This is a genomic window from Rhizobium sp. 05N430 (assembly GCF_056396985.1).
Window position 1 is genome coordinate 48,882 of the sequence record NZ_JBFTMO010000020.1, and the last position, 22,581, is coordinate 71,462.

Sequence of the window (22,581 nt, forward strand, 5' to 3'; positions counted from 1 at the left end):
CCGATCCTTGATGGGGAGCGGCCAGGAACCAGAGACTACTCTAGAAGTCGCTATAGGCCGCCACAACGGCTGCAACCTGTTGGTCGTTCATGGCAAGGACCTGAGGGCTTGTGAAGGCGTTGGCGTGGTTCTTGTCGAGACCCCTGAGGTCCTCGACGGAAAGTCCGGAAATCGCCCCGGTGTCGATGGCAGCAATGTCTTCGATGGAGAACTTCGCCACATCTTCGGGCGCCATTGCGGCGAGCTGTGCGGCACTCAGCTTTGCCGTCTGCGCCGGTGTGAAGCCTTCAATCTGGTCAGCCGTCATCGCGGCGATCTGGGCTGGCGTGAAACCGGCGACAGCTGTGTCGCTGAATTTTCCGATCTGTGCGGCGGTCAGACTGCCGATCTGCACGGCACTCATCCCGCCTAGCTGGGCGGCAGTCAGAGCGCCGAGCTGAGCGTCTGTAAACTTGGCAAGCTGAGCCGGGCTGAAGCTCGGAATCTGCTGCGGCGTCAGCCCCTTCAGCTGATCGGGGCCGAGCTTACCGAGCTGGCTATCGCTGAGGGCAGCGATGACGTCGCTCCGCAGGCCGATCATCGCCTTGGCATTGATGGCGCCGATTGCTTCATTCGTCAGCTTGGAGACGTTTGCGACCGTCAATCCGGCCACCTGCAGGGCGGTGAAGCCGCCAATCTGAGCCGGGGTCAACCCGGCCACCTGATCCGCGGTCATGGCCGTAATCTGGCTTGCCTTGAGGCCGACGGTGGCGGTCGCGCTGATCTTGCCGATCTGCGCAGGAGAAAGCGCCGCGATCTGGCCGTTGGTCAGTGCTCCAGCCTGCGCTGCCGACAGGGCGCCGATCTGATCGTCGGTGAGCCCGCCAAGCTGTGCAGGCGTGAGGCCCGGGATCTGCGCCGGAAGCAGGCCGGCGATCTGCTCCTTGCTGAGCTTGCCGATCTGTTCGGTACTCAGGGCTGCGATCGCGTCATTCTTCAGGCCGGCTATCGCCGCTGGGCTGATAGCCGCCACTTCGTCGGCAGTGAATTTCGCAATATCTTGCGGGCTCAGGGCGGCCACCTGAGCGGCCGTCATTGCGCCGACCTGGGCAACGCTGAGCGCTTCAAGCTGCGTATCCGACATGGCGGCGATCTGCGCCGGCGTCAGGCCGGCAACCGCAGCGTTGTTCAGCTGGCCGATCTGGGCAGCGGAGAGAGCCGTAATCTGATCGTTGGTCAGCGCCCCGGTTTGCACCGCCGACAACGCCCCCATCTGCTCGTCCGTGAACTTGCTGAGCTGAGCCGGGGTGAAACCGGGCATCTGCGATGCGGTCAAAGCCTTGAGCTTGTCAGCGCCGAGCTTGGCGATCTGGCTGTCGCTGAGGACGCTGATGGCCTCCGGCTTGAGGCCGCCAATCGCGGTGGCGCCGATGGCCGCGAAGGCATCGTCGCTCAGCTTGCTGACAGCGAGCGCGCTGAAGCCGGCGACCTGTGCCGCAGTCAGCAAAGCGCTCTTGTCCGCAGTGATCGTGGCTACCTGATCTGGCGTCATCGCCGCGATCTGCGTAGCGGTCAGGCCGGCAAAGGCGGTATTGCTGATTTGACCGATCTGAGCGGCAGTAAGGCTGCCGATCTGTGTGCCGGTCAGTGCGCCGACCTGAGCCGCGGATAGTGCGCCTATCTGCTGCTCGGTAAGTTTGCCGAGCTGTGCTGCGGTGAAGCCCGGGATTTGCTGTGCAGTGACCGACGCGATCTGTTCCGCGCTCAGTTTTCCGATCTGGCTGTCGCTCAAGGCGGCAATCGCCTCGTTGGTCAGGCCGGCGATGGCTTTGGGATTGATCGCGGCAAATGCCTCGTCGCCAAGCTTGACGATATTTGCTGCCGTCAGGCCAGCCGTTTGTGCCGCGGTCAAGGCACCGGCCTGCGCGGCCGTAAGCCCGGCAATCTGGTCAGCCGTCATTGCGGCAATCTGAGAGGCCTTCAAACCGGCAAAAACCGCAGTGCTCAGCTGTCCGATCTGCGCACCGGACAGACCTGATATCTGGTCATTGGTCAGCGAACCGGCCTGCGCCGCCGTTATCGCGCCGATCTGTTCTTCAGTGAACTTACCGAGCTGCGTTGCCGTCAAGCTGGCAACCTGGCTGGGCAGCAAGCCTGCGATCTGTTCAGCACTCAACTTGCCGATCTGGCTTGGGGTGAGAGCGGCGATCACTGCGTTGGTCAGACCGGAAATGGACTTGGGATTGATCGCGGCAATCTCTTCGTCGGAGAACTTGGCTATGTCGGCCACGGTGAGCGCACCAATCTGAGCTGCCGTCAGCGCGCCGGCTTGGGCGACACTCAGGCCTTCGCGCTGCGCTTCCGTCATATCGGCAATCTGCGTGGGCTTCAGACCAGCAACGGCCGCGCTGCTGAGCTGGCCGATCTGCGCCGCGGACAGACCTGCGATCTGCTCCTTGGTCAGCGCGCCGACCTGAGCCGCTGAGAGCGCGCCAACCTGCTCGTCGGTGAACTTGCCGAGCTGAGCGGCAGTGAAGCCGCCCATCTGCGCTACAGTGAATGCCTTGATCTGGTCGGCGCTGAGTTCGCCGATCTGGGTGTCGGTCAGAGCGGCGATCGTTTCGTTCTTCATGCCTGTAATCGCCTTCGGGGGGATGGCGGCGACAACATCGACGGGCAGTTTCGTGGAATTGCCCGGGCTCACCCCGGCAACCTGCGCAGCGGCAAGAACAGCGGCCTGCGCTGCCGTCAGTCCGGACAGCTGGTCGGCGCTCATCGCCGCGATCTGCGCCGCCTTCAAACCAGCAATGGCGGCGTTGCTGAGTTCACCGATCTGAGCAGGCGTCAGTGCTGCAATCTGGGCCGTGCCAAGCGATGCGGCTTGAGCCCCAGACAACGCATTTATCTGCTCGTCGCTGAAACCTCTGAGCTGATCAGGGGTGAAGCTGGCTATTTGAGATGCCGTAAACGCCTTGATCTGCGTAGCGCTCAACATCGAGATCTGGTCGTTGCTGAGCGCTGCAATCGCCTCGCTCTTCAGGCCGCCGATCGCCTTGGTGTTGAGGGCGGCAATGGCTTCGTCGCTCAGCTTGGTGACGTTGGTTGCCGTAAGACCGGCAGTCTGCGCTGCCGTCAGCGCCCCGGCCTGGGCTGCCGTGAGACCGCCAAGCTGGTCAGCCGTCATCGCGCCGATCTGCGTTGCCTTGAGGCCGGATATGGCAGCATTGCTAAGTTGACCGATCTGGATATCGGAAAATCCGCCGATCTGGGCGTTGGTCAGCGCACCGGTCTGCGTTGCCGACAAAGCTTTCATCTGTGTCTCGGAAAACGTTCCGAGCTGCGCAGGGCTGAAGCTTGCAATCTGTTTGGCGGTCAATGCTTTCATCTGATCCGCACTCAGCATGCCGATCTGCGTGTCGGTGAGTGCAGCGATGGTATTGGCCGGCAATGCGCCAATGGCCTTGGGGCTGATGGCCGCGATCTCGTCGTCCGAGAATGTGGCGATATCCTCCGGCGTCAATGCGCCGACCTGCGTTGCCGTCAGGGCAGCAACCTGTGCAACGCTTAGACCCTCAAGCTGCTCGGCCGTCATCGCAGCGATCTGGCTTGCCTTGAGAACGCTCAGCGCCGTGTTGCTTAGCTGGCCGATCTGGGCACCGGAAAGGCCGCTGATCTGATCGTTGGTCAGCGCACCAGCCTGGGTTATCGACAGAGCCTTGATCTGTACGTCGGAAAAGGTGCCGAACTGAGCAGGTGTCAGGCTGGCGAACTGCTTTGCCGTCAGCGCTCTGATCTGCAGCGTGCTCAATGAGGCGACCTGCTCATTTCCCAGGGCTGCGATGATCTCGTTCTTCAAGCCGCCGATGGCCTTTGGATTGATCGCCGCAAAGGCCTCCGCGCTCATCTTCGAAATGTTTTCGACGCCGAAGCCGGCAACCTGCAGGGTGCTCATCGCCGCCATCTGCGCTGCAGTCATGCCGGCCACTTGATCCGCGCTCATGGCCGCGATCTGTGTCGGCTTCAGACCCGGGGTGGCCGCAGTGTTGAGCTGGCCGATCTGTGTGCCGGAAAGGCCGGCAATCTGCGCGTTGGTCAGCGCACCAACCTGTGCTGCGGACAATGCATTGATCTGCACGCCTGAGAAAGTGGCGATCTGATCCGGCGTGAAGCCGGCGATCTGCTTCGCCGTCAGCGACTTGATCTGATTGGCGCTCAGTTTGGCAATCTGATCGCTACTAAGTGCCGCAATTGCCGCATTGCCAAGGCCGCTGGGCCATTTGATGGCTGCGATGGCGTCTCCGCTCAGCCCGGTAACATTGGTGGCGCTGAAGCCGGCAACCTGGGAAGCTGTGAGAAGTCCTGCTTGAGCAGCCGTCAAACCGGCCACCTGATCCGCCCGCATCACGGCAATCTGCGCCGCCTTCAGACCGCTGATGCCCCCAGTGCTAAGCTGGCCGATCTGCGCTGCCGTCAGGCCGCCGATCTGGTCATTGGTCAGTGCGCCGGTCTGGGTGGCCGACAGTGCCTTGATCTGCAGGTCGGAGAATGCACCGAAATGGTCCGGCGTTATGCTGGCAACCTGCTTTACCGTCAGCATTCTGATCTGATCGGCGCTCAACTTGGAAATCTGCTCGCCGCTGAGAGCCGCGATCGCTTCGGGCTTCAGCGCGGCAAACGCCTTGGCGCTGATTGCTCCGATTTCGTCGGGCGAGAATTTGGCGATGTCATCGGCGCCCAGCGCGCCAACCTGGGTTGCGGTCAGTGCGGCTGCCTGGGCAACACTGAGGCCTTCAAGCTGGACATCGCTCATCGCGGCGATCTGTGTTGCCTTCAGACCTGTGATGGCCGTGTTGCTGAGACTTGCGATCTGTGTGGCAGTCAGTCCGACGATTTGTGTGTTGGACAGCGTGCCGACCTGGGCTGCCGACAGTGCGCCGATCTGGCTCTCGGAGAACGACGCGATCTGGCCAGGCGTCAAGCCGGCGATCTGCTTTGCCGTCAGCGCCTTGATCTGATCGGTGCTCAATGCGGCGATCTGCTCGCCGCTGAGAGCGGAAACTGCTTCGGTCTGCAAGCCGCCGATCGCCTTGGGGCTGATCGCCCCGACGTCTTCTGCCGAAAACTTGGCGATATCGTCCGCCCCGAGCGAAGCAATCTGGGATGCGCTCAGGCCCTTGATCTGATCGGGCGTCAGAGCCTCGATCTGCTCGGGGGTGAGGACAGCAAGCTGGGTCGTGCTCAAGGCGGCGATCTGAGCCCCGCCAAGCGCGGCAAGTTTCGCGGCGTCGATCGCTGCGAGTAGCTCCGGTCCCAGACCGGCAATCGCACCGGCCGATATGGCACCAAGCTGAGCTGAGTCGAGCTGTCTGATATCTTCCGCTTCGAGCGCAGAAATCTGCGTCTTGCTGAGAACCCTCACCTGATCAGGAGAGAGCGACCCGATATCCTCGGCCGAAAGCTCCTTGATCGTCTTCGTCGAGAGAGCTCTGATCTGGGCGGTCGTAAAGGAAGCGATCGAGGTCATCTAGTTGCCCTTGCACTGGCGTTGCCGGTAACCGTCTCACGTCTGATGTCCAAAGGTTCGCACGCACCGCCTTCGGGCGGTTTGCAACAAACGCAACGGAACAAGACGCAGAAACAAATGGTTCGACAGGCATCGCTGGAAGCGAGCCGATGGGCGGGACAAGCATTATCGATGCGGCGCGCGTAAAGCGGCCGCCTTCCCAACACGACATGCGGCATTGCTGCCGCAAATCGTCAGGCTCAAAACGACCGGAGCCGTTATCGGCCGAAAAATGACTTACCCCACAACCAACGATTACAGCCCTACCTGCCGCCGTCTTGTCAGGATATGTGTCGTGCTAAGCTTGCGTGAGGATGGAGAGACAACGCCCGATCAACGGCGCCGCGAAATAGACAGCTTCCGCGTGCGGTAATGATCGCGAGTCCAGGGGACCTGTTCGCTCTGTGCGTCCGGCGGATGTTCTGCGGTGGCGGGCTGAATGCGCGCAGGAAGGCACGGCGTATCCGCTCGCCATCGGCAAAAGCCGGTCTCGCGGGCGAAAGCACCGATCGGGTGGCGCGCCTGTCACATCAACAGTCTTGCCGCTTCCAGCCGCAGGTTTCTGCTCGAAACCAGCCACCCGCTATAAGGTTTGAGGATCCGGCGTCAGCCGAAGCGCTCCAGCGCCATTGCAAAGACTTCGGTATCGACATTGCCGCCCGAAGTGACGGTGATGACGGTATCGCTCTCCAGCGCCTTGCCGTGGAACAGTGCCGCTGCAAGTGCCACCGCGCCGCCGGGCTCGACGATGATCTTCAGCCGCTTGAAGGCGAGCGCCATGGCGCGCAGCGCCTCGTCGTCCGTCACGGCGATACCTGCGCCGGCAAGCCGCTGCAGGATCGGGAAGGTGATCTTGCCGGGTTCAGGCGTGATGATCGCATCGCAGATCGAGCCGGCCATCGCCGCATTCCGCTTGATTTCGCCTGATGCCAGCGAGCGTGCGAAGTCGTCGAAGTTTTCGGGTTCGCAGGTGCGGACGGTAAAGCTCGGGGCGCTTGCTTCCAAGGCCAGCGCGATGCCGGAGCTCAGTCCGCCGCCGCCGCAGGGCACCAGAACTTCGGCTTCCTTGATGCCTTCCTCTTCCGCCTGTTCGGCAATCTCAAGACCCGTCGTGCCCTGGCCGGCGATCACGAGCGGTTCGTCGAAAGGCTTGATCAATGTCAGGCGCCGATCGGCAGAGAGCCGGGCGCCGATCGCGTCACGGTCTTCCTTGGCGCGATCGTAGAGCACGACCTCGGCGCCGAAGGCGCGGGTGTTGTCGATCTTCAGCTTCGGCGCGTCCGCGGGCATGATGATGACCGAGGGGACGCCGTGCAGCTTGGCCGCCAGAGCCACGCCCTGCGCGTGGTTGCCGGACGAGAAGGCGATGACGCCGCGCTTGCGGATATCGGGCTCCAGTCCCGATACCGCCGACCAGCCGCCACGGAACTTGAAGGAACCCGTGTGTTGCAGACATTCGGCCTTCACGAAGACGCGCCGGCCGGCCATCTCGTCGAGAAAGGGCGACGAGAGCAGCGGCGTGCGCCGGATGTGTCCGCGCAGACGGGCGCGGGCGGCGACGATCATTTCAATGGATGCCATGGGGTGCTCTTTCGGCTGATGTGCTGCGCCATGAATAGAAGACGGCTTGGCGCTTGTGAACGCCGGTTCTTGTCACCGTGACACGAAAGCCTGTAGCGCGCTCTCCCTGGCGAGCTGCGGCGCGCGCTCACGGCGCCGGTATTCCGTCGGGCTGGTGCTGGTGACGCGCAGGAACTCGCGATTGAAGTTCGACTTGCTGATGAAGCCCGCCTCGAACATCACGCTGGTGACCGGCACATCGCTATGCGCCAGTTGATCGCAGGCGAAGCGGATGCGGAATTCGTTGACATATTGCGAGACGCTCATGCCGTGAATGCGGTTGACCGCCACCGAAACGCGGCGGGCGGGGAGGCCGAGCTTGCGGGCGATGCGGTTCAGATTGAGCTCGGGATCGCGATAGATCTGCTTGGTTTCCATGAGGCTGTCGAGACGGCTGGCGACGGCGCCGTCCTCTTCCGTCGGAAGAGCAGGGGGTGGAGGCGCGCTGTCGATGCCCTGTTCCGGCTGCGTGCCGCCGGCGATCGATGCGGCGGCGCCGAGGATCAGGAGTACGATGACATTTCCGAGCGCAACGATGGCCCCGGCGTTGGCGCCGCCAGTGCGGTAGAGATCGAGGCTGATGACGACGTCGCTCAGGCCCGAGCCGATCAGCGCGACAGCCGTAATGACCAGCGAGCGATAGGAAAGGAACGCCCCGTCAAGGCGGGAGGCGACAAGCGCATCGGCGCCGCTTCGCGAAATCCAGAGCAGCGCGACGCCATAGCCGATGAAGAGCAGGATTAGGCTCAGGCCGACGACATCCCGCCAGAAGGCGAATGCCAGAGCAACGCCGATTGCCGGCAGAAGATGCAGCCATTGCCGGCTCAGCGGCCGTGGCGTGCCAAGCGTCAGGTCCGCGAAGCTTGCAAAGGAGAGCGGTGCGACGATGGCGGCGAGCACGGCCTGCAGCGGCATGATCGCCAGCATGTCGTAGCCCCAGCGCAGGCCGATGAAGACGGATTGAACCGCATAGGCGGCGATCAGCGCCAGAAACAGCCGCCGCCCGGGCGCGCTCCATTCCTCCATCCTCAGCATCCGGATGAAGAGGATAGAGAGGAGCAGGGCGACCACGAAAGGCAGCGGTACGAAAATCATCGGCAGTGTCCGGACATTTATCTCGTCAATATGAGCACGAGATTGGCCTTGATCGCAATTGCGGGCGACCCGGAACACGATCGAGGTCTCAAGAAAGCGCAGCGGACCTCACCTTTGCTTGCGCCGGATCGACCGGTGTCAAACAGAGAGCAAACCGATGACCATCATCCTTTCCATACCGCTTTTCTTCATGAGCCTCGTTTCCGCCTTCGGTGGCTCGAACACGCCGGGCGAAATCTTCGACATCACCAGGATCCGCTCTATCGTCATCCAGGGCGATTCCAGCTCGATCAGGATCACCACCGATGCCGGCAAGCCTTATGAAGCCGCCACATCCGGCCGCCGCAGCGGCTGGTTCTCGTCCTGGTACTCGAGCTGGTTCTTCAATGCCTGCAAGGATGAAAGCCGGGTGCGGATCGACGGCACGRCAATGACCATCGATGTCGGCGTCTCGGCATGGAGCGACATTGCCGATTGCACGCCTGAAGTTTCCGCCAACGTGCCTGCGGGTGCGGCCGTCAGAATCAACCAGCAGGCCTTCATGGCAAGGCTTGATGGAAACTTTTCCACGTTTCGGACATCGGGCAATGCTGCGGATATTACACTCAACGGTCACGCATCGGAGGTCGACATCGCAGGAACCGCGGTACGGGCGAACCTTACTTATGCCTCGATCACCCGGGACGAAACGATAGGTATCGAGGCGCAGTCGCTCGACGCCACCCTCGGTTTCGGCAAGGACGTTCCTGTCGACTACACGGTGATGGCCAAGGCGTCGCTGGTCGATACCCTGACGCCGAGCGTGCCGGGGGCAAAGCCGCAGGTGACGATCCGGGGCGATTATGTCCGCGCCCGGATCCGCTGATCAGTAGCCCTTGGCCGAACCTTCCGCAGCGCGGCTGTCCATGGCGCCATAGTAGCGTGAGCCGCCGCCTTTCTCGATGTCGGCAAGGCTCTTGCCGCCGACGAGGATGCCGGCGGCCTGGCCCCAGAGAGGTGCATCGTTGCCGCCGTCGAAGCTGTAGCCCATGGCGGCGAGCGCCTTTTCGGTGTCAGGCGACAGTGCATAGGGCTCAAGATAGACCTTGTCCGGCTGCCATTGGTGATGGATGCGCGGGGCATTCACTGCCTGGCTGATGTCCATGCCGAAATCGATAACGTTGAGGATCGCTTCGAGCGTGATGGTGATGATGCGCGAGCCGCCCGGGCTGCCAATTACCATGAAGGGCTTGCCGTCCTTGGTGATAACAGTCGGGCTCATCGAGGAGAGCGGCGTCTTCTTCGGGGCGATGGCGTTGGCCTCACCCTGGACGAGGCCGTAGAGATTTGCCACGCCGGGCTTGGAGGTGAAGTCGTCCATCTCGTTGTTCAAGAGGATGCCGGTGCCCGGCGCCACCACACCGGCTCCAAAGGAGCCGTTCAGCGTGTACGTCACCGCAACGGCGTTGCCTTCGTCGTCGATGATCGAATAGTGGGTCGTCTCGGTGCTTTCCTTGCCGCCGAGCGGTTTCAGATCGGCCGATTTCCCGGCCTTGTAGGGATCGATCTTCTCGCGGATCTCGGTGGCATAGGCCTTGTCGAGCAGCTTGGAAACCGGATTGTCGATGAAGTCAGGATCGCCAAGCGCGGCGTTGCGGTCGACATAGGCGTAGCGCATCGCCTCGACCATCGCATGCACAGTATCGGCCGAGCCGTAGCCGAGATAGGAGAGCGGGTAGTCTTCGAGAACGTTGAGGATCTCGCAGATGATGACGCCGCCGGAGGAGGGCGGGGGTGAGGAGATGATGTCGTAGCCGCGGTAATTGCATTCGATCGGCTTCAGTTCGCGGACCGAATATTGCTCGAAATCCTCCCTGGCGAGGATGCCGCCCTTTGACTGGCTGGCCTTGACGATCGCGTCTGCCGGGGTGCCCTTGTAGAAGGCGTCGGGGCCTTTCTCGGATATCGCCTGAAGCACGGCGCCGAGTTCCGGCTGCACTAGCTTCTCGCCTTCGGCGTAAGGCTTGCCATCGGGCTTCAGGAAGATCTTGGCAGCCGCCTCGTCTTTGGCGAGGCGCTTTGCGCTGCCGGCGAGCGAGGCTGCATCTCCCTGCTCGAAGGTGAAGCCGTCCTTGGCGAAAGCGATTGCCGGGGCAAGCAGGTCGGCACGGGATTTGGTGCCGTATTTTTCGCGCGCGGTCTCGAAGCCCATCACCGATCCCGGCACGCCGACCGCGAGATAGCCGTCGAGGCTGGCGCGGGGAACGATATCGCCCTTGGCATCGAGATACATGGTCTTGGTGGCGGCGAGCGGTGCGCGTTCGCGGAAGTCCAGAAAGGTGCTCTTGCCGTCCTTGGTGCGGATCGTCATGAAACCGCCGCCGCCGATATTGCCGGCAGTGGGATAGACAACGGCCAGCGCATAACCCACGGCCACAGCTGCATCCACGGCGTTGCCGCCGCTCTTCAGAACCTCAACGCCGACATCGGTCGCCAGATGCTGGGCAGTGACGACCATGCCATGCTGCCCTTCGACGGGCGCAGGCGAGGCGGCAAAGCTGGTGGAAAGCGGGCTGAGAGAGAAGGCTAAAGCGGTGAAAAGCGAAATGGTTTTGGCTTGAAGCCGGTCCATGAGATTCCCTCCAAAAGATAAATTATCGAGTGGATATGGTTCGGCCTGCGCCAGGTGCAAGGCTTTCAGTTGGCGGTCGCAACGATATCGCCGGTCAGCCGCTCTTCGGCGATACGGGCCGCTGCCTGCAGATCGCGCGGCATGCCTGCAATCTTCTCAAGTGCTGCGATGGCCACATCGGTCGCCAGATAATCCGGCTTGTGCCCGACGCCCCGTATGGTCACCAGCTCCGAGCCGGCGATATCGCGGGCGAGGCCTTGGGAGTGCAGGTGTTCCCAGACGATGTCGTCGCTGTCACCGGTCATGATGACGGTCGGCGCGGTGATCTCCCGATAGCGATGGGACTCGGCCTTGAGATAGCCGAGCAGGCGGGTGAAATCCGTGGCGTTGTTGTGGAAGGTGCCGGGCCGCAGTACCAGTGACGGGCCGGTGCTGGCGATATAGTCAGCCGGGCGGACGTTCGGCCGGAAGACGTTCATCGTGCTCTGTTCCAGCCGCCGCAATCCCATTGGCACGACGAGCGCGTGATTGAAGAGCCAGCCGAACAGCGGGGCGGTTGCCGCATGATAGTACCAGTCCACGCCGCCCGGCCACGGGTGGGTCGCCGGCGCAAGGAAGAGCAGCCCCGCCGTCTTCTCCGGATGATGGACGCCGAAGGCGGCGGCGATGGCGCCGCCGAAGGAATGGCCGACGATGATCGCCTTCTCGATGCAGCGCTTTTCCATTAGTCGGGCGATGGCCGCCGCCTGGCCGGACGGCACGGCATTTTCGGGCCCCCCACGCTCGGAGTAACCGTGTCCGGGGCGGTCGACGAAGAGCATTTCGGCGCGGCCCTGCAGAGGCCGCAGAAAGGCACCGGTCTGATCCAGCAGATTGCCGCTGGCGCCATGAATGAAGACGATCGCTGGCAGGTCGGCTGTGTCTGGACGCGGGATATGCAGTGCGTTCATGCGATAGCCGCCGATATCGGTCAGCTCGCCGACATTGGGGAAAGCTTGCTCGAACTGCCGGGCTTTGAAGGAGCTGTAGCCGATCGCGGCGGCCAGAGGGGCAAGAAGGGCGGAAACTTCGGGAAGCATGGGCGGACCGGCGGTGAACTCTGTGACTGTTTCCTAAAATTGGTCTCGCGCGGCCGCCGTCAAGATCAGGTGCGGCTGCCCGCCAGTTTTTCGGACAGCGTGTTCACCTGCTCCTGCGCCGTGCGGTTTGCCGGGAAGACCTCCAGGAAGCGTTCCCATGCCTTCAGCGTCAGCTGGTCGTTACCGGTGTCGTTCAGAATCGCGGCCATGCCGGACAATGCGCCGAAGTGGCGGGGATCGAGATCCAGCACATGCTCGATGTCCGACATCGACTTGCGATAATTGCCCGAGGCGTAGTTGAGGGTCGCGCGGCGGTTCCAGCTCTCGGCATAGGTCGGCTTCAGGGCAATCGCCTGGTCGAGAAAGTCGAGGGCGGCGGCGCTGCGCTTGTCCTCGATCGCCTTGTCGGCCCACTGCATCAGAAGATTGACGGTGGCGCTGCCGGAATCGTTCCATTCCGTGCGAATTTCCTGCGCGATGCCGTTGGCCTTTTCGGGGTCACGTTCGCGTTTCAGCTGGGCGTAGAGATTGTCGAGCCTCTGCTTCGGGGAGGCGTTGGTATCCGGCTGCTCGACGATGACATCCTTCTCGGCGCTTTCGGCGGGGAAGGCAGGAGCAAGGAAACCGGTGGCGAGCGGCGCGGCCGCCAAGAGCAAAGCAAAAAAGCGCATGGCGGACAATGTAGCCCGCCATCACACAAGATCAAAGAAAATTTGACGTGATCACCAAAGCGACCCACCGGAAATGAGCGATCAAGCGGCTACGCCGTCAATCGCTTCCGGAACGCAGAATCAGCCCTGACGAGCCTTGAAGCGCGGGTTCAGCTTGTTGATGATGTAGATGCGGCCCTTGCGGCGAACCAGACGGTTGTCACGGTGACGAGCCTTGAGCGACTTGAGCGAATTCTTGATCTTCATTTTTCTGATCCGCGATCTCTGGGGGGAATTTCACATTCGCCCGTATCTTCAAACATTCAAAAGCGCGCTCGTGGCGCGCCTTTAGGTTGGGCAGGCAGATAACCCGATGGCATTCCTGTGTCAACCACATGAAGGCCTTTTTATCCGGCAAAATCCTAGGTTTTCGCCGTCAGCACCGTCACATGGCCCATCTTGCGGCCAGGGCGGGACTCGGTCTTGCCATAGAGATGGACGAGGGCGTCCTTGCGCCTCAGCCAGTCCGGTACCGTCAATATATCATCGCCGATGAGGTTCTGCATCACGCAATCCGAATGCCTGCCGGCATCGCCGAGCGGCAGCCCGCCGACGGCCCGGATATGCTGCTCGAACTGGGAAACCACGCAGCCGGCTTCCGTCCAATGGCCGGAATTATGGACGCGCGGCGCTATCTCGTTGGCGATCAGGCTGCCGTCGGCGAGCACGAAGAACTCGATACCGATGACGCCGACATAGCCGAGAGAGGTCAGGATTGCATCCGCGGCCTGGCGGGCAGCCTTTGCCGTGGCATCGGAAATCGAGGCCGGGATCGTCGAGGTGTGGAGAATGCCGTTTCTGTGGATATTCTCGGCCGGATCGAAGGCGACGACCGTGCCATCAGTCGCGCGGGCGGCGATGATCGACACTTCGCGCTCGAAGGCGACGAAGCTTTCCAGAATCAGCGGCACACCACCGAGCGCCGCAAAGGCGCCTTCGGCGCTGTCGGCTGCCGAACGGAACACTTTCTGGCCCTTGCCGTCGTAGCCGAGGCGCCGGGTCTTCAGGACCCCCTGGCCACCGAAGTCCTTCAGCGCTGCTTCAAGGTCGGCCTGACTGTCGATCGCGTGGAATTTGGCCGTCGGAATGCCGCAGTCATTGATGAAGCGCTTTTCGACCAGACGGTCCTGGGCGGCTTCCAATGCCTTCGGCGGCGGATAGACCGGGACACTTGCGGCCAGAGTCTCGGCGGCGGCGACGGGCACATTCTCGAATTCGTAGGTGACGACGTCGCAGAGGCTGGCGAACTCGGCAAGGGCTGCCGGATCGGCATAGGCGGCGGTGATCTGGTGGTTGGCGACCTGGGCGGCCGGGGAATCGGCCTGCGGCTCCAGAATGACCGTGCGGAAATTCAGGCGGGCGGCAGCCATGGCCAGCATGCGGCCGAGCTGGCCGCCGCCGATGATGCCGATTGTCTTTGCGCTCATCTATCGTCCATGGGGTATTCGGCGATCGCATCGCTCTGGCGTGCGCGCCATTCATCGAGGCGATCGGCAATATCGTCGTCGGAAAGGGCAAGAACGGCAGCGGCCAGCAGGGCGGCGTTGATCGCGCCGGCTTTGCCGATCGCCAACGTGCCGACAGGGATGCCGCCCGGCATCTGCACGATCGACAGCAGGCTGTCCTGGCCGGACATCGTCTTGGATTGCACCGGTACACCGAAGACCGGAAGCGGCGTGAAGGCGGCCGTCATGCCCGGAAGGTGGGCGGCACCGCCAGCGCCGGCGATGATGATCTTGAACCCCTCGTCGCGAGCGCCCTTGGCGAAGCTGACCATCCGGTCTGGCGTGCGGTGAGCGGAGATGATGCGCGCCTCGTAGGGGATCTCGAGCGCCTCGAGCGTGTCGGCAGCGTTCTTCATGGTTTCCCAGTCGGATTGGCTACCCATGATGATGGCAACGGGTGGTCTGTCTGTCATCGTCAACGGCACGTCCTCTTCAGGCGATGATATCCGGGATGATCTGATCCTCGAGCTTCGACAGCTTGTCCTTGATCACAAGCTTCTTCTTCTTCATGCGCTGAACGCGCAGAGCATCGCAGCCGGTGGCAATCATGGCATTGATCGCGGCATCATAATCTTCGTGTTCCTGACGCAGGCGAGCCGCGATGAGCCTGACTTCCGCCTGTTCCTGATCGGCCATTTACATTCCCCATTATCGTCTTCGGACGTTGTCCGGTCTGCCGATGATTTCCGCAAGCTCCTATCACCAAATAGCGGTAACGGGAAGTTAGTGTTGATCATGAATTTGCCATCGACACACCATGTTTTCGCCTTCGACAAGCCTTCAAAAATATGTCACAGTCGAAAGGTTGACGCCTAGAACTCCAGCGATGGATGGCTGGGGAAGGCAAGAGGAAGGAAGGGTCTAATGACTGTTCAAGCTCATCTTGAGTCACTACAGAAGAAGCATGTAGCTCTGGAGGAAGAGTTACATTCGCTGATGACAGCTCCCTCCAAAAGAGACGCAGACATTGCGGAGTGCAAGCGCAGGAAACTGCGTATCAAAGACGAGATCCAACGTCTGAAATCTTCCGTTCACTAATCGAATAATTGAGAGATCATTGCTCGGTCAATTGCGGTCCATAAGGACATAAACATAATCTTTCAAAAGGTTTAGCAAGACAGAGCCGATCCCAAGACATCATGCGCCAGTCCATTCAGTGCGGAGTTGGACTGGCGCATTTTTTTTGTCCGGCGGGCCGCTAGGCCCAGAACTGATCCAGCCAGAGATTGAGCTTGTCGAAGCCGCGGTTGTTGACCGCGTAGATACGGCGTGTGCCTTCGGATGTCACGGAAACGAGGTTGGAGTCCAAGAGCGCCTTGAGGTGCTGCGAGACCGCCGGACGGCTGATCGGCAGGCCTTCTGCGAGTTCGTTGACCGTCTTCGGCGCGCGCCTCAGCTCTTCCAGCAGGAACCGCCGGTTCGGATCTGATATCGCGGCGAAAGGGTCAGCGCTCGACATGCCGGAACGCTACGGCAAAGGGCGCATTCCGGCAAGGGAATTGTGCGGTGCAGCAAGCGCGATTGCAGCTTTGCCGTCGTCCGCCCTAGATACCTAGTCAGCTTCATTTTGAGGAGGATCACGATGGACCGCATCACCGGCGGCTGCCTTTGCGGCAGCGTCCGCTTTGCTGCAACGGGAGCCCCATACCGGGTCGGCATTTGCCACTGTCTCGATTGCCGCAAGCATCACGGCGCCTTGTTTCATGCCTCGGCGATCTATCCTGCCGATGCGGTCGAGGTCCAAGGCGAGACGGGGAGTTATGCCGGGCGCTTCTTCTGCCCGCGTTGCGGCTCGCCGGTGTTCGGCCGCAGCGGCGATGAGATCGAGCTGAACCTCGGCTCGCTCGATGAACCCAGCCAGTTCAAGCCGGCCTACGAGCTCTGGACGATCCGCCGCGAGGCATGGCTGCCGAAATTCCCTTGGGTTCGCAGCTATGAGCGCGACCGCGACAATCCAAGCCGCTCGGAAGATTAATAGCCGAGACCCTCACGGATGATCAGGAAGGCAGCGATCAGCGCCATCGCATACATGAACGGATAGAAGATCTCCGGCTTCATGCGGCGCACACACCAGGCGCCGGCGATTGTTGCCAGGGGCGCGAAGGGCAGCAGCGTCATCGATGTGACGAGGTTCTTGGTGTCGAGCTGGCCAAGGGCGAAATAGGGGATCAGCTTCACGGCGTTGAGGATTGCGAAGAAACGAACGCTGGTGCCGGTGAATTCGCGCGGCGGCAATTTCAGCGGCAAGGCGTAGATCTGGAAGGGCGCACCGCCGGCATGAGCAACGAAGCTGCCATATCCGGATAGCGTGGCCCAGGCACTGGCGAGGATCGGGCGCTGGCCGCGCGGCGGGACGACTTTGCCTGCACCGGGGCCGAAATTGTTCCAGAAGTATCGCAGGCAAAAGAGCACCATAACGAGGCCGATAAGGATGCGCAGTGCGTCTGCAGGAACGAGCGCCGATGTTGCCCAGCCGAACGCGATACCCAGCAAGCCGCCAGGCAGCATGATCTTCAGCGTCGTCCAGTCGCCATGCTGGCGCCAGATGATCAGCGAAATGATGTCCATGAAAACGAGGATCGGAAGCAGAATGGCGGCGGCCTCCACCGGAGAAACGACCAGTGCCAGAAAAGGCACGCCGATCAGCGAGAGGGCATCTCCCATGCCGCCCTTCGCAAACCCGACGAGCAATACCGCGGGCACCGCCGCGTAAAAGAATGACAGTTCCGGCAGCATGCTTTTCAAGTCCTCCCCTTGCCAGCCCCGTCTATCGGAATTACTCACACAAAACGAGTGCGGAGTTGCCGCCTGCTGGCGGAATCCGCGGAAAATGGAAAGACGTCATGACCACCGACCCGGAAAACCGCTGCCGCCTAGTTCTGATCGCCCCCGACATCGCCGATGCCGATGAGAGGACGAAGATCGTCGGCGACGCGCTGAAGGGCGGCGATGTCGCCTCGGTGATCGTTCCGCAATACGGTCTCGATGACGGCGCCTTTCAGAAACATGCCGAGAAACTTGTGCCGGTTATCCAGGATGCCGGCGCTGCAGCGCTGATATCGGGCGACAGCCGTATCGTCGGACGGGCGAGGGCTGACGGGCTGCATATGGCTGAGCCGGCTGCAGCACTGGCCGAGGCGATCGACAAATATGCCGACAAGCTGATCGTCGGCGGCGGCAACGCGACCGATAGACATACGGCGCTGGAGATCGGCGAGGCCCGCCCGGACTACATTTTCTTCGGCAAGCTCGACGGCGACATCAAGCCGGAGGCGCATCCGAAGAACGTTGCGCTTGGCGAATGGTGGGCATCGATGATCGAGATCCCGTGCATGGTGATGGGCGGAACGGATCCGGCCTCGGCGCTTGTCGTTGCCGAATCCGGCGCCGAATTCGTCGCCCTCCGTCTGGCGGTCTTTGCCGATCCGGCACAGGCGCCTGCGATCGTTGCGCAGGTCAACGCACTTCTTGACGAAAAAGCGCCACGGTTTGAGGATTGAAGTCGCGCTTATGCCGATCCTAGCCGTTCAGATGCGCCGATTCTTCCTTGCTGCCGCCACGCTCGCCGTGGCGCTGCCCCACGTTGCTGCCGCGCAGACGATCGACAATGTGGTGACACGGCCAGTCGGCGGCGATGCCGAGCCGCTAAAGAAGGGCCGCCCCGCAGAGGGTGCTCAGCCCTCGTCCGGGCTCGGCGTGCTAGATCGCATGGGTGCGAAGCTGCCCGATCTGCCGCCCGAGAAGAATTACCACGGACCCGTCGATGACGCCTACGGCGCCTATCAGCGCGGCTACTACCTGACGGCGATGCAGCTTGCGCTGCCGCGGGCGCAGCTTGGCGATCCCTCGGCACAGACGCTGGTTGCTGAGATGCAATATGCCGGGCTTGGCGTGCGCCGCGATCTGAAGAGTTCGGCCTTCTGGTACGGCAAGGCGGCCGAGGGCGGCGATGCGGCGGCGATGTTCAAATATGCGCTGATGCTGATGGCCGGCGAGATCGTGCAGCGCGACAAGGCGAAGGCCGACGACTACATGAAGAAGGCGGCTGATTCCGGCAATTCTTCGGCGCAATTCAACTGGGCGCAGATCCTGACATCCGATCATCCCGGACAGGAGGGGCTGAAGCTGGCGCTGCCTTATTATGAAAAGTCAGCCGAACAGGGGATTGCCGACGCGCAATATGCCGTTGCCGAGCTCTATTCGACCTTGCCCGACCTGCCGGAAGAAAAGCGCCGGCGGACGCGTGAATGGATGGCGCGTGCGGCGCGCGCCGGTTTCGATACCGCCCAGGTCGATCTGGCTGTCTGGCTCGTGAATGGCCAAAACGGTCCGCGCGATTTCGTGCGCGGCTTCGAATGGATGCAGCTTGCCGCCAACCGCGGCAATGTCGTGGCGCAGAACAAGCTGGCGCATCTCTACATCTATGCGCTCGGCACCAAGCCCGATCCGATCGAGGCTGCCAAATGGTACGTGTTGTCGCGCCGGGCCGGATTGCCCGACCCGGAGCTTGAGGACTTCTTTCTGGGGATCGAGGACGATCAGCAGAAGGCGGGGATCGACCGGGCGAACAAGTTCCGCCGGCTGCCGTAGTTCCTAGAACAGCGCATCGGCGAAGAGATCTTCGTCACTCTCCGCGTTTGCAGGGGCTGCCGCCACCGGTGCGGGTGCCGCTTCGTCTTCCATTTGCGGGATGATGTGGCGGTGGACGTGCCGCTCCTGCACCATGGTGTAGAGCTTGAAGATCTTGCGATCGAGCGGCGCGACAGCCTCGGCGATGTCGTCGATGGAGGCGATTTCCTGACCGGCGGCATCTTCAAGAACCGTGGCGCAGCGGGCCAGCGTTTCGCCGAGATCGTGTTCGAAATCGAGCTTCCCGATCATCAGGGTTATCTTGCTTGCGACCTCGCGGCCGTGCTCGGCCAGCACCTTCAGTTCTTCTTCCATCATGTTGGCGGCAGAGCGGATGCTGCCGACGGCGGCCGTCAGGTTCTCGGCGAGGCCGCCGGAATTGCCGGTTGCGGGCGCCATGTTGCCGGCGGCCGCTTCCAGTGCCGGAAGGCCATTGACGATGGAGTCAGCTGAATCGTCGAGCTTGCTTGCAAAGATGCGCAGCTCGGCGGTGACGACGTTGATCGACTTGCCCTCTTCGCCGAGACGGCTGCAGCGCAGGTTGGTGTTCAGCGCCATGTAATTGATATCGGTCTTGACCGAACGGATGTTGCCGATCGATTCCAACAACTTAGCAGCGGTGCCAAGCGTCGATTGGCTGACCTGGTCCGCCTGCCGGGTGGCCGCATCGACTTGCTTGACGATCTCGTGGGCTGCCGAGACGCTCGATTCCAGCGCGCGCATGAAGTTGTTTTCGCCACCGCCGCCCATCTGGTCGCGGAGCTTCATGATCTCGTGCGTATCGTGGCTGAAGCTCTTGATCGTCCGCACCACATTCTGCGAGTCGCGGTGGAAGTCCGTGCACATGTCCGCCATCTGTGCGGCGGTCAGGTGGTTGATGACGTTGCGCAAACGCTCGCGCTGGTCGGCGTCGAGCGACTTGCCGTCGCCATCCAGAAACTCGTCGAGCAGGGCAAAGCTGCTCTGCACATGCTCGATGCGCTGACGGGTGATGTCGCCGATCTGCAGTGCCGACAGCGTCGAGGCGACCTTGGACTGGACGCCGCGTGCGATGGCGCCGACGTCGCGTGCGATGGCGCCAAGATTTTGGCGGTGGCCGGCAATCTTCTGCGCATCCTGGCGGAGCGCCGAAGCCACAGCAGGAACGGTTTCAGAATAGCTCTTCGACAGATTGACGCCAAAGCTCAGCGCCACTTTGACTTCCTTCTGCAGGCTGTCGAGATGGCCGGCGAAGCGATTGACTTCCTCGGTACCGGAATAGATGCGCTCGAGTATTTCTTGGGCGAAACCGGCGAATTCGGGAAGGCCGGCACCGGTGATCTTCACGGTCACCGCAAAGGTCCGCAGGTAGCGCATGGTCTCCTGCATTTCGGCAATGTGCTTGTGCAGATCGCTGCCGGTCTGTGCAAGGACCGTCAGGGCGTTCTGGCGGGCCTGTTCGGTGACCGGCAGGGCCGTCAGGCTCTCGACGGTCGCGCGCAAATCGGCATCTGCATTGCTCGACTCATTATTGTCGAGCGCCTTGGTGATGTTATCGAGGGAATTCAGCAAACGGTTGAGAACATCCATCACCGAAAGCAGCACCGTGCCGCCTTCGAGGAAGCGCTCTTCGACCTGGCTGCACGCCATTTCCAGCGTCCGGCTTACATCCGTGCCCGCCGTCAAGATTGTCGGCTGTGCCGATACCGCCCCGTGTTTCACCCTGTTCCCTTTACTTATAACTTTTGGAAATCTGGTGCTATCTTTACGGGCAGGATGGAAATGAGGGGTAAACAGTTCCGACTCGCGTACGTTGTGATTAATGCTGCGTAAAGATTCCAGCGCCCCTTGTCCGCTTTAGCCCTAATATTAAAATAACAGATTGTTTTCATTTTTTTTTAAATAGCTGAAAAGCCATACTACAACTTATCTTAGGTAAGAATTCGGGAGTCCCGACTCGCTCCAATTGCAGATCGGTTACAACCAGAATTTACTCCCCGTTAAGCCTGTCGTGAGAGTCCTTTAAAGGAATACAAGTATTTCTCATGCCGCGAGGGCTGACTTGAACATGGATAATCAACTCCGTGATTCTGTATTATTTCCTGATGTTCTGAGCATCAGAAACGTATCCGATCTGCGTGCGAATATTATTTCGGCGCTCGATAGTAATGAGCGGATTGTATTTGAGATTCCGGCTGGTGCCGAAGCTGATCTGAGCTTCGTGCAGCTGGTTGAATCGGCGCGGCGGCAAGCAAAGGCGCTGGGCAAATCCCTGACACTCTCCTCGCCTGTTGGCGAACGTCTTCTCAAGGTTCTCGAACGGGCCGGCTTCGTCGAAGCCTTCACCGCTGAGGACGCGAAGTTCTGGTTGCATAAAGAGGTTACAGCATGAGCGCCAACATCCTGACAGTCGACGATTCCGCCAGCATCCGGCTGACGACCAAGGTCACGCTGACCAATGCAGGCTACGCCGTGACCGAGGCGGTCAACGGTGCGGAAGGCCTTGCCACCGCGCAGACCGCCCAGTTCGATCTGATCGTCACCGATCTGAACATGCCTGTTATGGATGGCCTGACGATGATCGAGGAGCTGCGGAAGCTGCCGAGCCAGGCTGGCGTTCCGATCATCTTCCTGACGACCGAGTCCGACGCCGATCTGAAGGCGCGCGCCAAGGCCGCCGGTGCGACCGGCTGGCTGACCAAGCCGTTCGATCCTGAGAACCTGGTGAAGATCGTCAAGAAGGTCTTAGGCAGATGAGCACGCTCGATCCGGTCGCAGTCTTCCGCATGGAAGCCGCCGAATGCCTGGAGGCAATCGAGGCGGGCCTTCTCGATCTCACTCATCAGCTCGACGACAAGGGTCTCGTCGATGCCGTCTTCCGCGGCCTGCACACCCTCAAGGGCTCGGGCGCCATGTTTGGCTTCGAGGCGCTTGCCGCCTTCACGCATCACTGCGAGACGGCTTTCGACCGGGTCCGCAAGGGTGAAGTACCGGCGACCGCCGAACTGGTGGCCGCGGTTCTGGCAGCGCAGGACCACATGCGCGCTCTCGTCGATCAACCGGATGCCGATCACGGTGATACCGGACAGAAGCTGCTTGCCCTGCTGCAGCCAGCTGTCGGCGGTTCTGCTGCTGCGAAAGAGCCGGTGCCTGCCGTCGCTGCTCCGGCCGCCGCCGCACCAGCGCAGCAGAAGAAGCTCAACCATTGGCGCATCCGTTTCAGCCTGCCGTCGAATGCGATGGCCAATGGCACCAATCCGCTCGGCCTGCTCGACGAGCTGCGCGAACTCGGCGAGTGCACCGTCCGCGCCAATACCGCCGCTATCCCGCCGTTGAACGAGCTGGTCCCGAACGAGCTCTACGTCTCTTGGGAAGTGGTGCTGAAGAGTGAGCAGGATCGTTCGGCGATCGACGATGTCTTCATCTTCGTAATGGATGACATGGAGCTCGAAGTCGTCGATATCGTTGACGCCCCGGCACCTGCTGCCGAGCCCGTGAAGCCCGTCGAACCTGCACCTGTAGCCATTCCCGCAGCCGCGGTCCCGGCTGCTGCTGCCGCTCCGGCCTTCAAGCCGGTCGAAGCGGTGCCGGTCAAGCGCGATGCGCCGGCTGTTGCCGCCGACAGCCGGCAGGCCAAGGCGCAGGAAAACGTTCGTGTTCCGGCCGAGCGCCTCGACGAGCTGATGGACCGCGTTGGCGAGCTTGTCATCGCCCAATCGCGTCTCAGCCAGCTTGCCAGCTCCAGTGCCGATATTGCCTTGCGCTCCGTCTCGGAAGAAATCGAGCGTCTGTCGGGCGAGTTGCGCGACAC

Annotated in this window: 21 protein-coding genes and 1 pseudogene; 8 read left to right on the plus strand and 14 right to left on the minus strand. The window is 61.6% G+C overall.

Going from position 1 to position 22,581, the window contains the following annotated elements:
* Window positions 1–40 precede the first annotated feature (40 nt).
* The 4 genes and pseudogenes from AC1DJO_RS26725 to AC1DJO_RS26740 form a co-directional block, all read right to left on the minus strand.
* Entirely contained in the window at window positions 41–5,503 is a 5,463-nt protein-coding gene (locus AC1DJO_RS26725) for a beta strand repeat-containing protein (protein WP_477973829.1), read from the minus strand.
* A gap of 449 nt (window positions 5,504–5,952) precedes the next feature.
* Window positions 5,953–6,103: pseudogene (locus AC1DJO_RS26730) on the minus strand (GlxA family transcriptional regulator); the annotation flags it as partial.
* 45 nt (window positions 6,104–6,148) lie between these two features.
* Window positions 6,149–7,123, minus strand: coding sequence for a threonine ammonia-lyase (locus AC1DJO_RS26735; RefSeq protein WP_477973831.1), 975 nt, complete (start codon window positions 7,121–7,123; stop codon window positions 6,149–6,151).
* Between the two features lie 72 nt (window positions 7,124–7,195).
* Window positions 7,196–8,257: a helix-turn-helix domain-containing protein gene (locus AC1DJO_RS26740; RefSeq protein WP_477973833.1), complete on the minus strand. Its 1,062-nt coding sequence runs from the start codon at window positions 8,255–8,257 to the stop codon at window positions 7,196–7,198.
* A 157-nt stretch (window positions 8,258–8,414) separates the two neighbouring features.
* Between AC1DJO_RS26740 and AC1DJO_RS26745 the strand changes: the two genes are divergently transcribed.
* Window positions 8,415–9,122 (plus strand): hypothetical protein, encoded by a 708-nt coding sequence (locus tag AC1DJO_RS26745; RefSeq protein ID WP_477973835.1) that lies wholly within the window; start codon window positions 8,415–8,417, stop codon window positions 9,120–9,122.
* Here AC1DJO_RS26745 and ggt read toward each other — a convergent pair whose 3' ends face one another.
* From ggt to AC1DJO_RS26780, 7 genes are all read right to left on the minus strand, one after another.
* On the minus strand, window positions 9,123–10,868 hold the full coding sequence (gene ggt / locus AC1DJO_RS26750) for a gamma-glutamyltransferase (protein WP_477973837.1): 1,746 nt from the start codon (window positions 10,866–10,868) through the stop codon (window positions 9,123–9,125).
* Between the two features lie 65 nt (window positions 10,869–10,933).
* Complete coding sequence (locus tag AC1DJO_RS26755; RefSeq protein WP_477973839.1) at window positions 10,934–11,947, minus strand: alpha/beta fold hydrolase; 1,014 nt, start codon at window positions 11,945–11,947, stop codon at window positions 10,934–10,936.
* A 65-nt stretch (window positions 11,948–12,012) separates the two neighbouring features.
* Window positions 12,013–12,627 (minus strand): tetratricopeptide repeat protein, encoded by a 615-nt coding sequence (locus tag AC1DJO_RS26760; RefSeq protein WP_310297209.1) that lies wholly within the window; start codon window positions 12,625–12,627, stop codon window positions 12,013–12,015.
* Window positions 12,628–12,738: 111 nt separating this feature from the next.
* Entirely contained in the window at window positions 12,739–12,864 is a 126-nt protein-coding gene (gene ykgO, locus AC1DJO_RS26765) for a type B 50S ribosomal protein L36 (RefSeq protein WP_003566454.1), read from the minus strand.
* Between the two features lie 155 nt (window positions 12,865–13,019).
* A complete protein-coding gene (locus AC1DJO_RS26770; protein ID WP_477973841.1) occupies window positions 13,020–14,084 on the minus strand; it encodes a 5-(carboxyamino)imidazole ribonucleotide synthase in 1,065 nt (354 codons plus the stop codon).
* Window positions 14,081–14,575 (minus strand): 5-(carboxyamino)imidazole ribonucleotide mutase, encoded by a 495-nt coding sequence (gene purE, locus AC1DJO_RS26775; RefSeq protein ID WP_112385502.1) that lies wholly within the window; start codon window positions 14,573–14,575, stop codon window positions 14,081–14,083. Before purE ends, AC1DJO_RS26770 begins: the two co-directional genes overlap by 4 nt.
* Before the next feature lie 19 nt (window positions 14,576–14,594).
* Complete coding sequence (locus AC1DJO_RS26780) at window positions 14,595–14,798, minus strand: YdcH family protein (protein WP_112385501.1); 204 nt, start codon at window positions 14,796–14,798, stop codon at window positions 14,595–14,597.
* Window positions 14,799–15,026: 228 nt separating this feature from the next.
* On the opposite strand from AC1DJO_RS26780, the gene AC1DJO_RS26785 reads away from it, so the two are divergent.
* A complete protein-coding gene (locus tag AC1DJO_RS26785) occupies window positions 15,027–15,200 on the plus strand; it encodes a YdcH family protein (RefSeq protein ID WP_112385500.1) in 174 nt (57 codons plus the stop codon).
* A 160-nt stretch (window positions 15,201–15,360) separates the two neighbouring features.
* On the opposite strand, the gene AC1DJO_RS26790 is transcribed toward AC1DJO_RS26785, so the two are convergent.
* Window positions 15,361–15,621, minus strand: a complete 261-nt coding sequence (locus AC1DJO_RS26790; protein WP_112385499.1) for an ArsR/SmtB family transcription factor — start codon at window positions 15,619–15,621, stop codon at window positions 15,361–15,363.
* Between the two features lie 123 nt (window positions 15,622–15,744).
* Here AC1DJO_RS26790 and AC1DJO_RS26795 point away from each other — a divergent pair, with 123 nt between their 5' ends.
* Complete coding sequence (locus tag AC1DJO_RS26795; protein ID WP_477973843.1) at window positions 15,745–16,137, plus strand: GFA family protein; 393 nt, start codon at window positions 15,745–15,747, stop codon at window positions 16,135–16,137.
* On the opposite strand, the gene AC1DJO_RS26800 is transcribed toward AC1DJO_RS26795, so the two are convergent.
* Window positions 16,134–16,898, minus strand: coding sequence for a sulfite exporter TauE/SafE family protein (locus tag AC1DJO_RS26800; protein WP_310297598.1), 765 nt, complete (start codon window positions 16,896–16,898; stop codon window positions 16,134–16,136). The genes AC1DJO_RS26795 and AC1DJO_RS26800 overlap by 4 nt on opposite strands.
* A 107-nt stretch (window positions 16,899–17,005) precedes the next feature.
* Between AC1DJO_RS26800 and AC1DJO_RS26805 the strand changes: the two genes are divergently transcribed.
* Both AC1DJO_RS26805 and AC1DJO_RS26810 read left to right on the plus strand, forming a co-directional pair.
* Window positions 17,006–17,662, plus strand: coding sequence for a thiamine phosphate synthase (locus AC1DJO_RS26805; protein ID WP_477940625.1), 657 nt, complete (start codon window positions 17,006–17,008; stop codon window positions 17,660–17,662).
* Window positions 17,663–17,672: 10 nt separating this feature from the next.
* Window positions 17,673–18,752 carry a tetratricopeptide repeat protein gene (locus AC1DJO_RS26810; RefSeq protein WP_477949928.1) on the plus strand — a complete coding sequence of 360 codons (1,080 nt, stop codon included), beginning with the start codon at window positions 17,673–17,675 and terminating at the stop codon, window positions 18,750–18,752.
* Window positions 18,753–18,755: 3 nt separating this feature from the next.
* On the opposite strand, the gene AC1DJO_RS26815 is transcribed toward AC1DJO_RS26810, so the two are convergent.
* Window positions 18,756–20,492 (minus strand): chemotaxis protein, encoded by a 1,737-nt coding sequence (locus tag AC1DJO_RS26815; RefSeq protein WP_477973845.1) that lies wholly within the window; start codon window positions 20,490–20,492, stop codon window positions 18,756–18,758.
* A gap of 340 nt (window positions 20,493–20,832) precedes the next feature.
* On the opposite strand from AC1DJO_RS26815, the gene AC1DJO_RS26820 reads away from it, so the two are divergent.
* The 3 genes from AC1DJO_RS26820 to AC1DJO_RS26830 form a co-directional block, all read left to right on the plus strand.
* Window positions 20,833–21,162, plus strand: coding sequence for an STAS domain-containing protein (locus AC1DJO_RS26820; protein ID WP_442210093.1), 330 nt, complete (start codon window positions 20,833–20,835; stop codon window positions 21,160–21,162).
* Window positions 21,159–21,527, plus strand: coding sequence for a response regulator (locus AC1DJO_RS26825; protein ID WP_112385492.1), 369 nt, complete (start codon window positions 21,159–21,161; stop codon window positions 21,525–21,527). The genes AC1DJO_RS26820 and AC1DJO_RS26825 overlap by 4 nt, the downstream gene beginning before the upstream one ends.
* On the plus strand, window positions 21,524–22,581 hold a 1,058-nt coding region (locus AC1DJO_RS26830; protein WP_477973847.1), incomplete at its 3' end, for an Hpt domain-containing protein. The genes AC1DJO_RS26825 and AC1DJO_RS26830, both read left to right, overlap by 4 nt.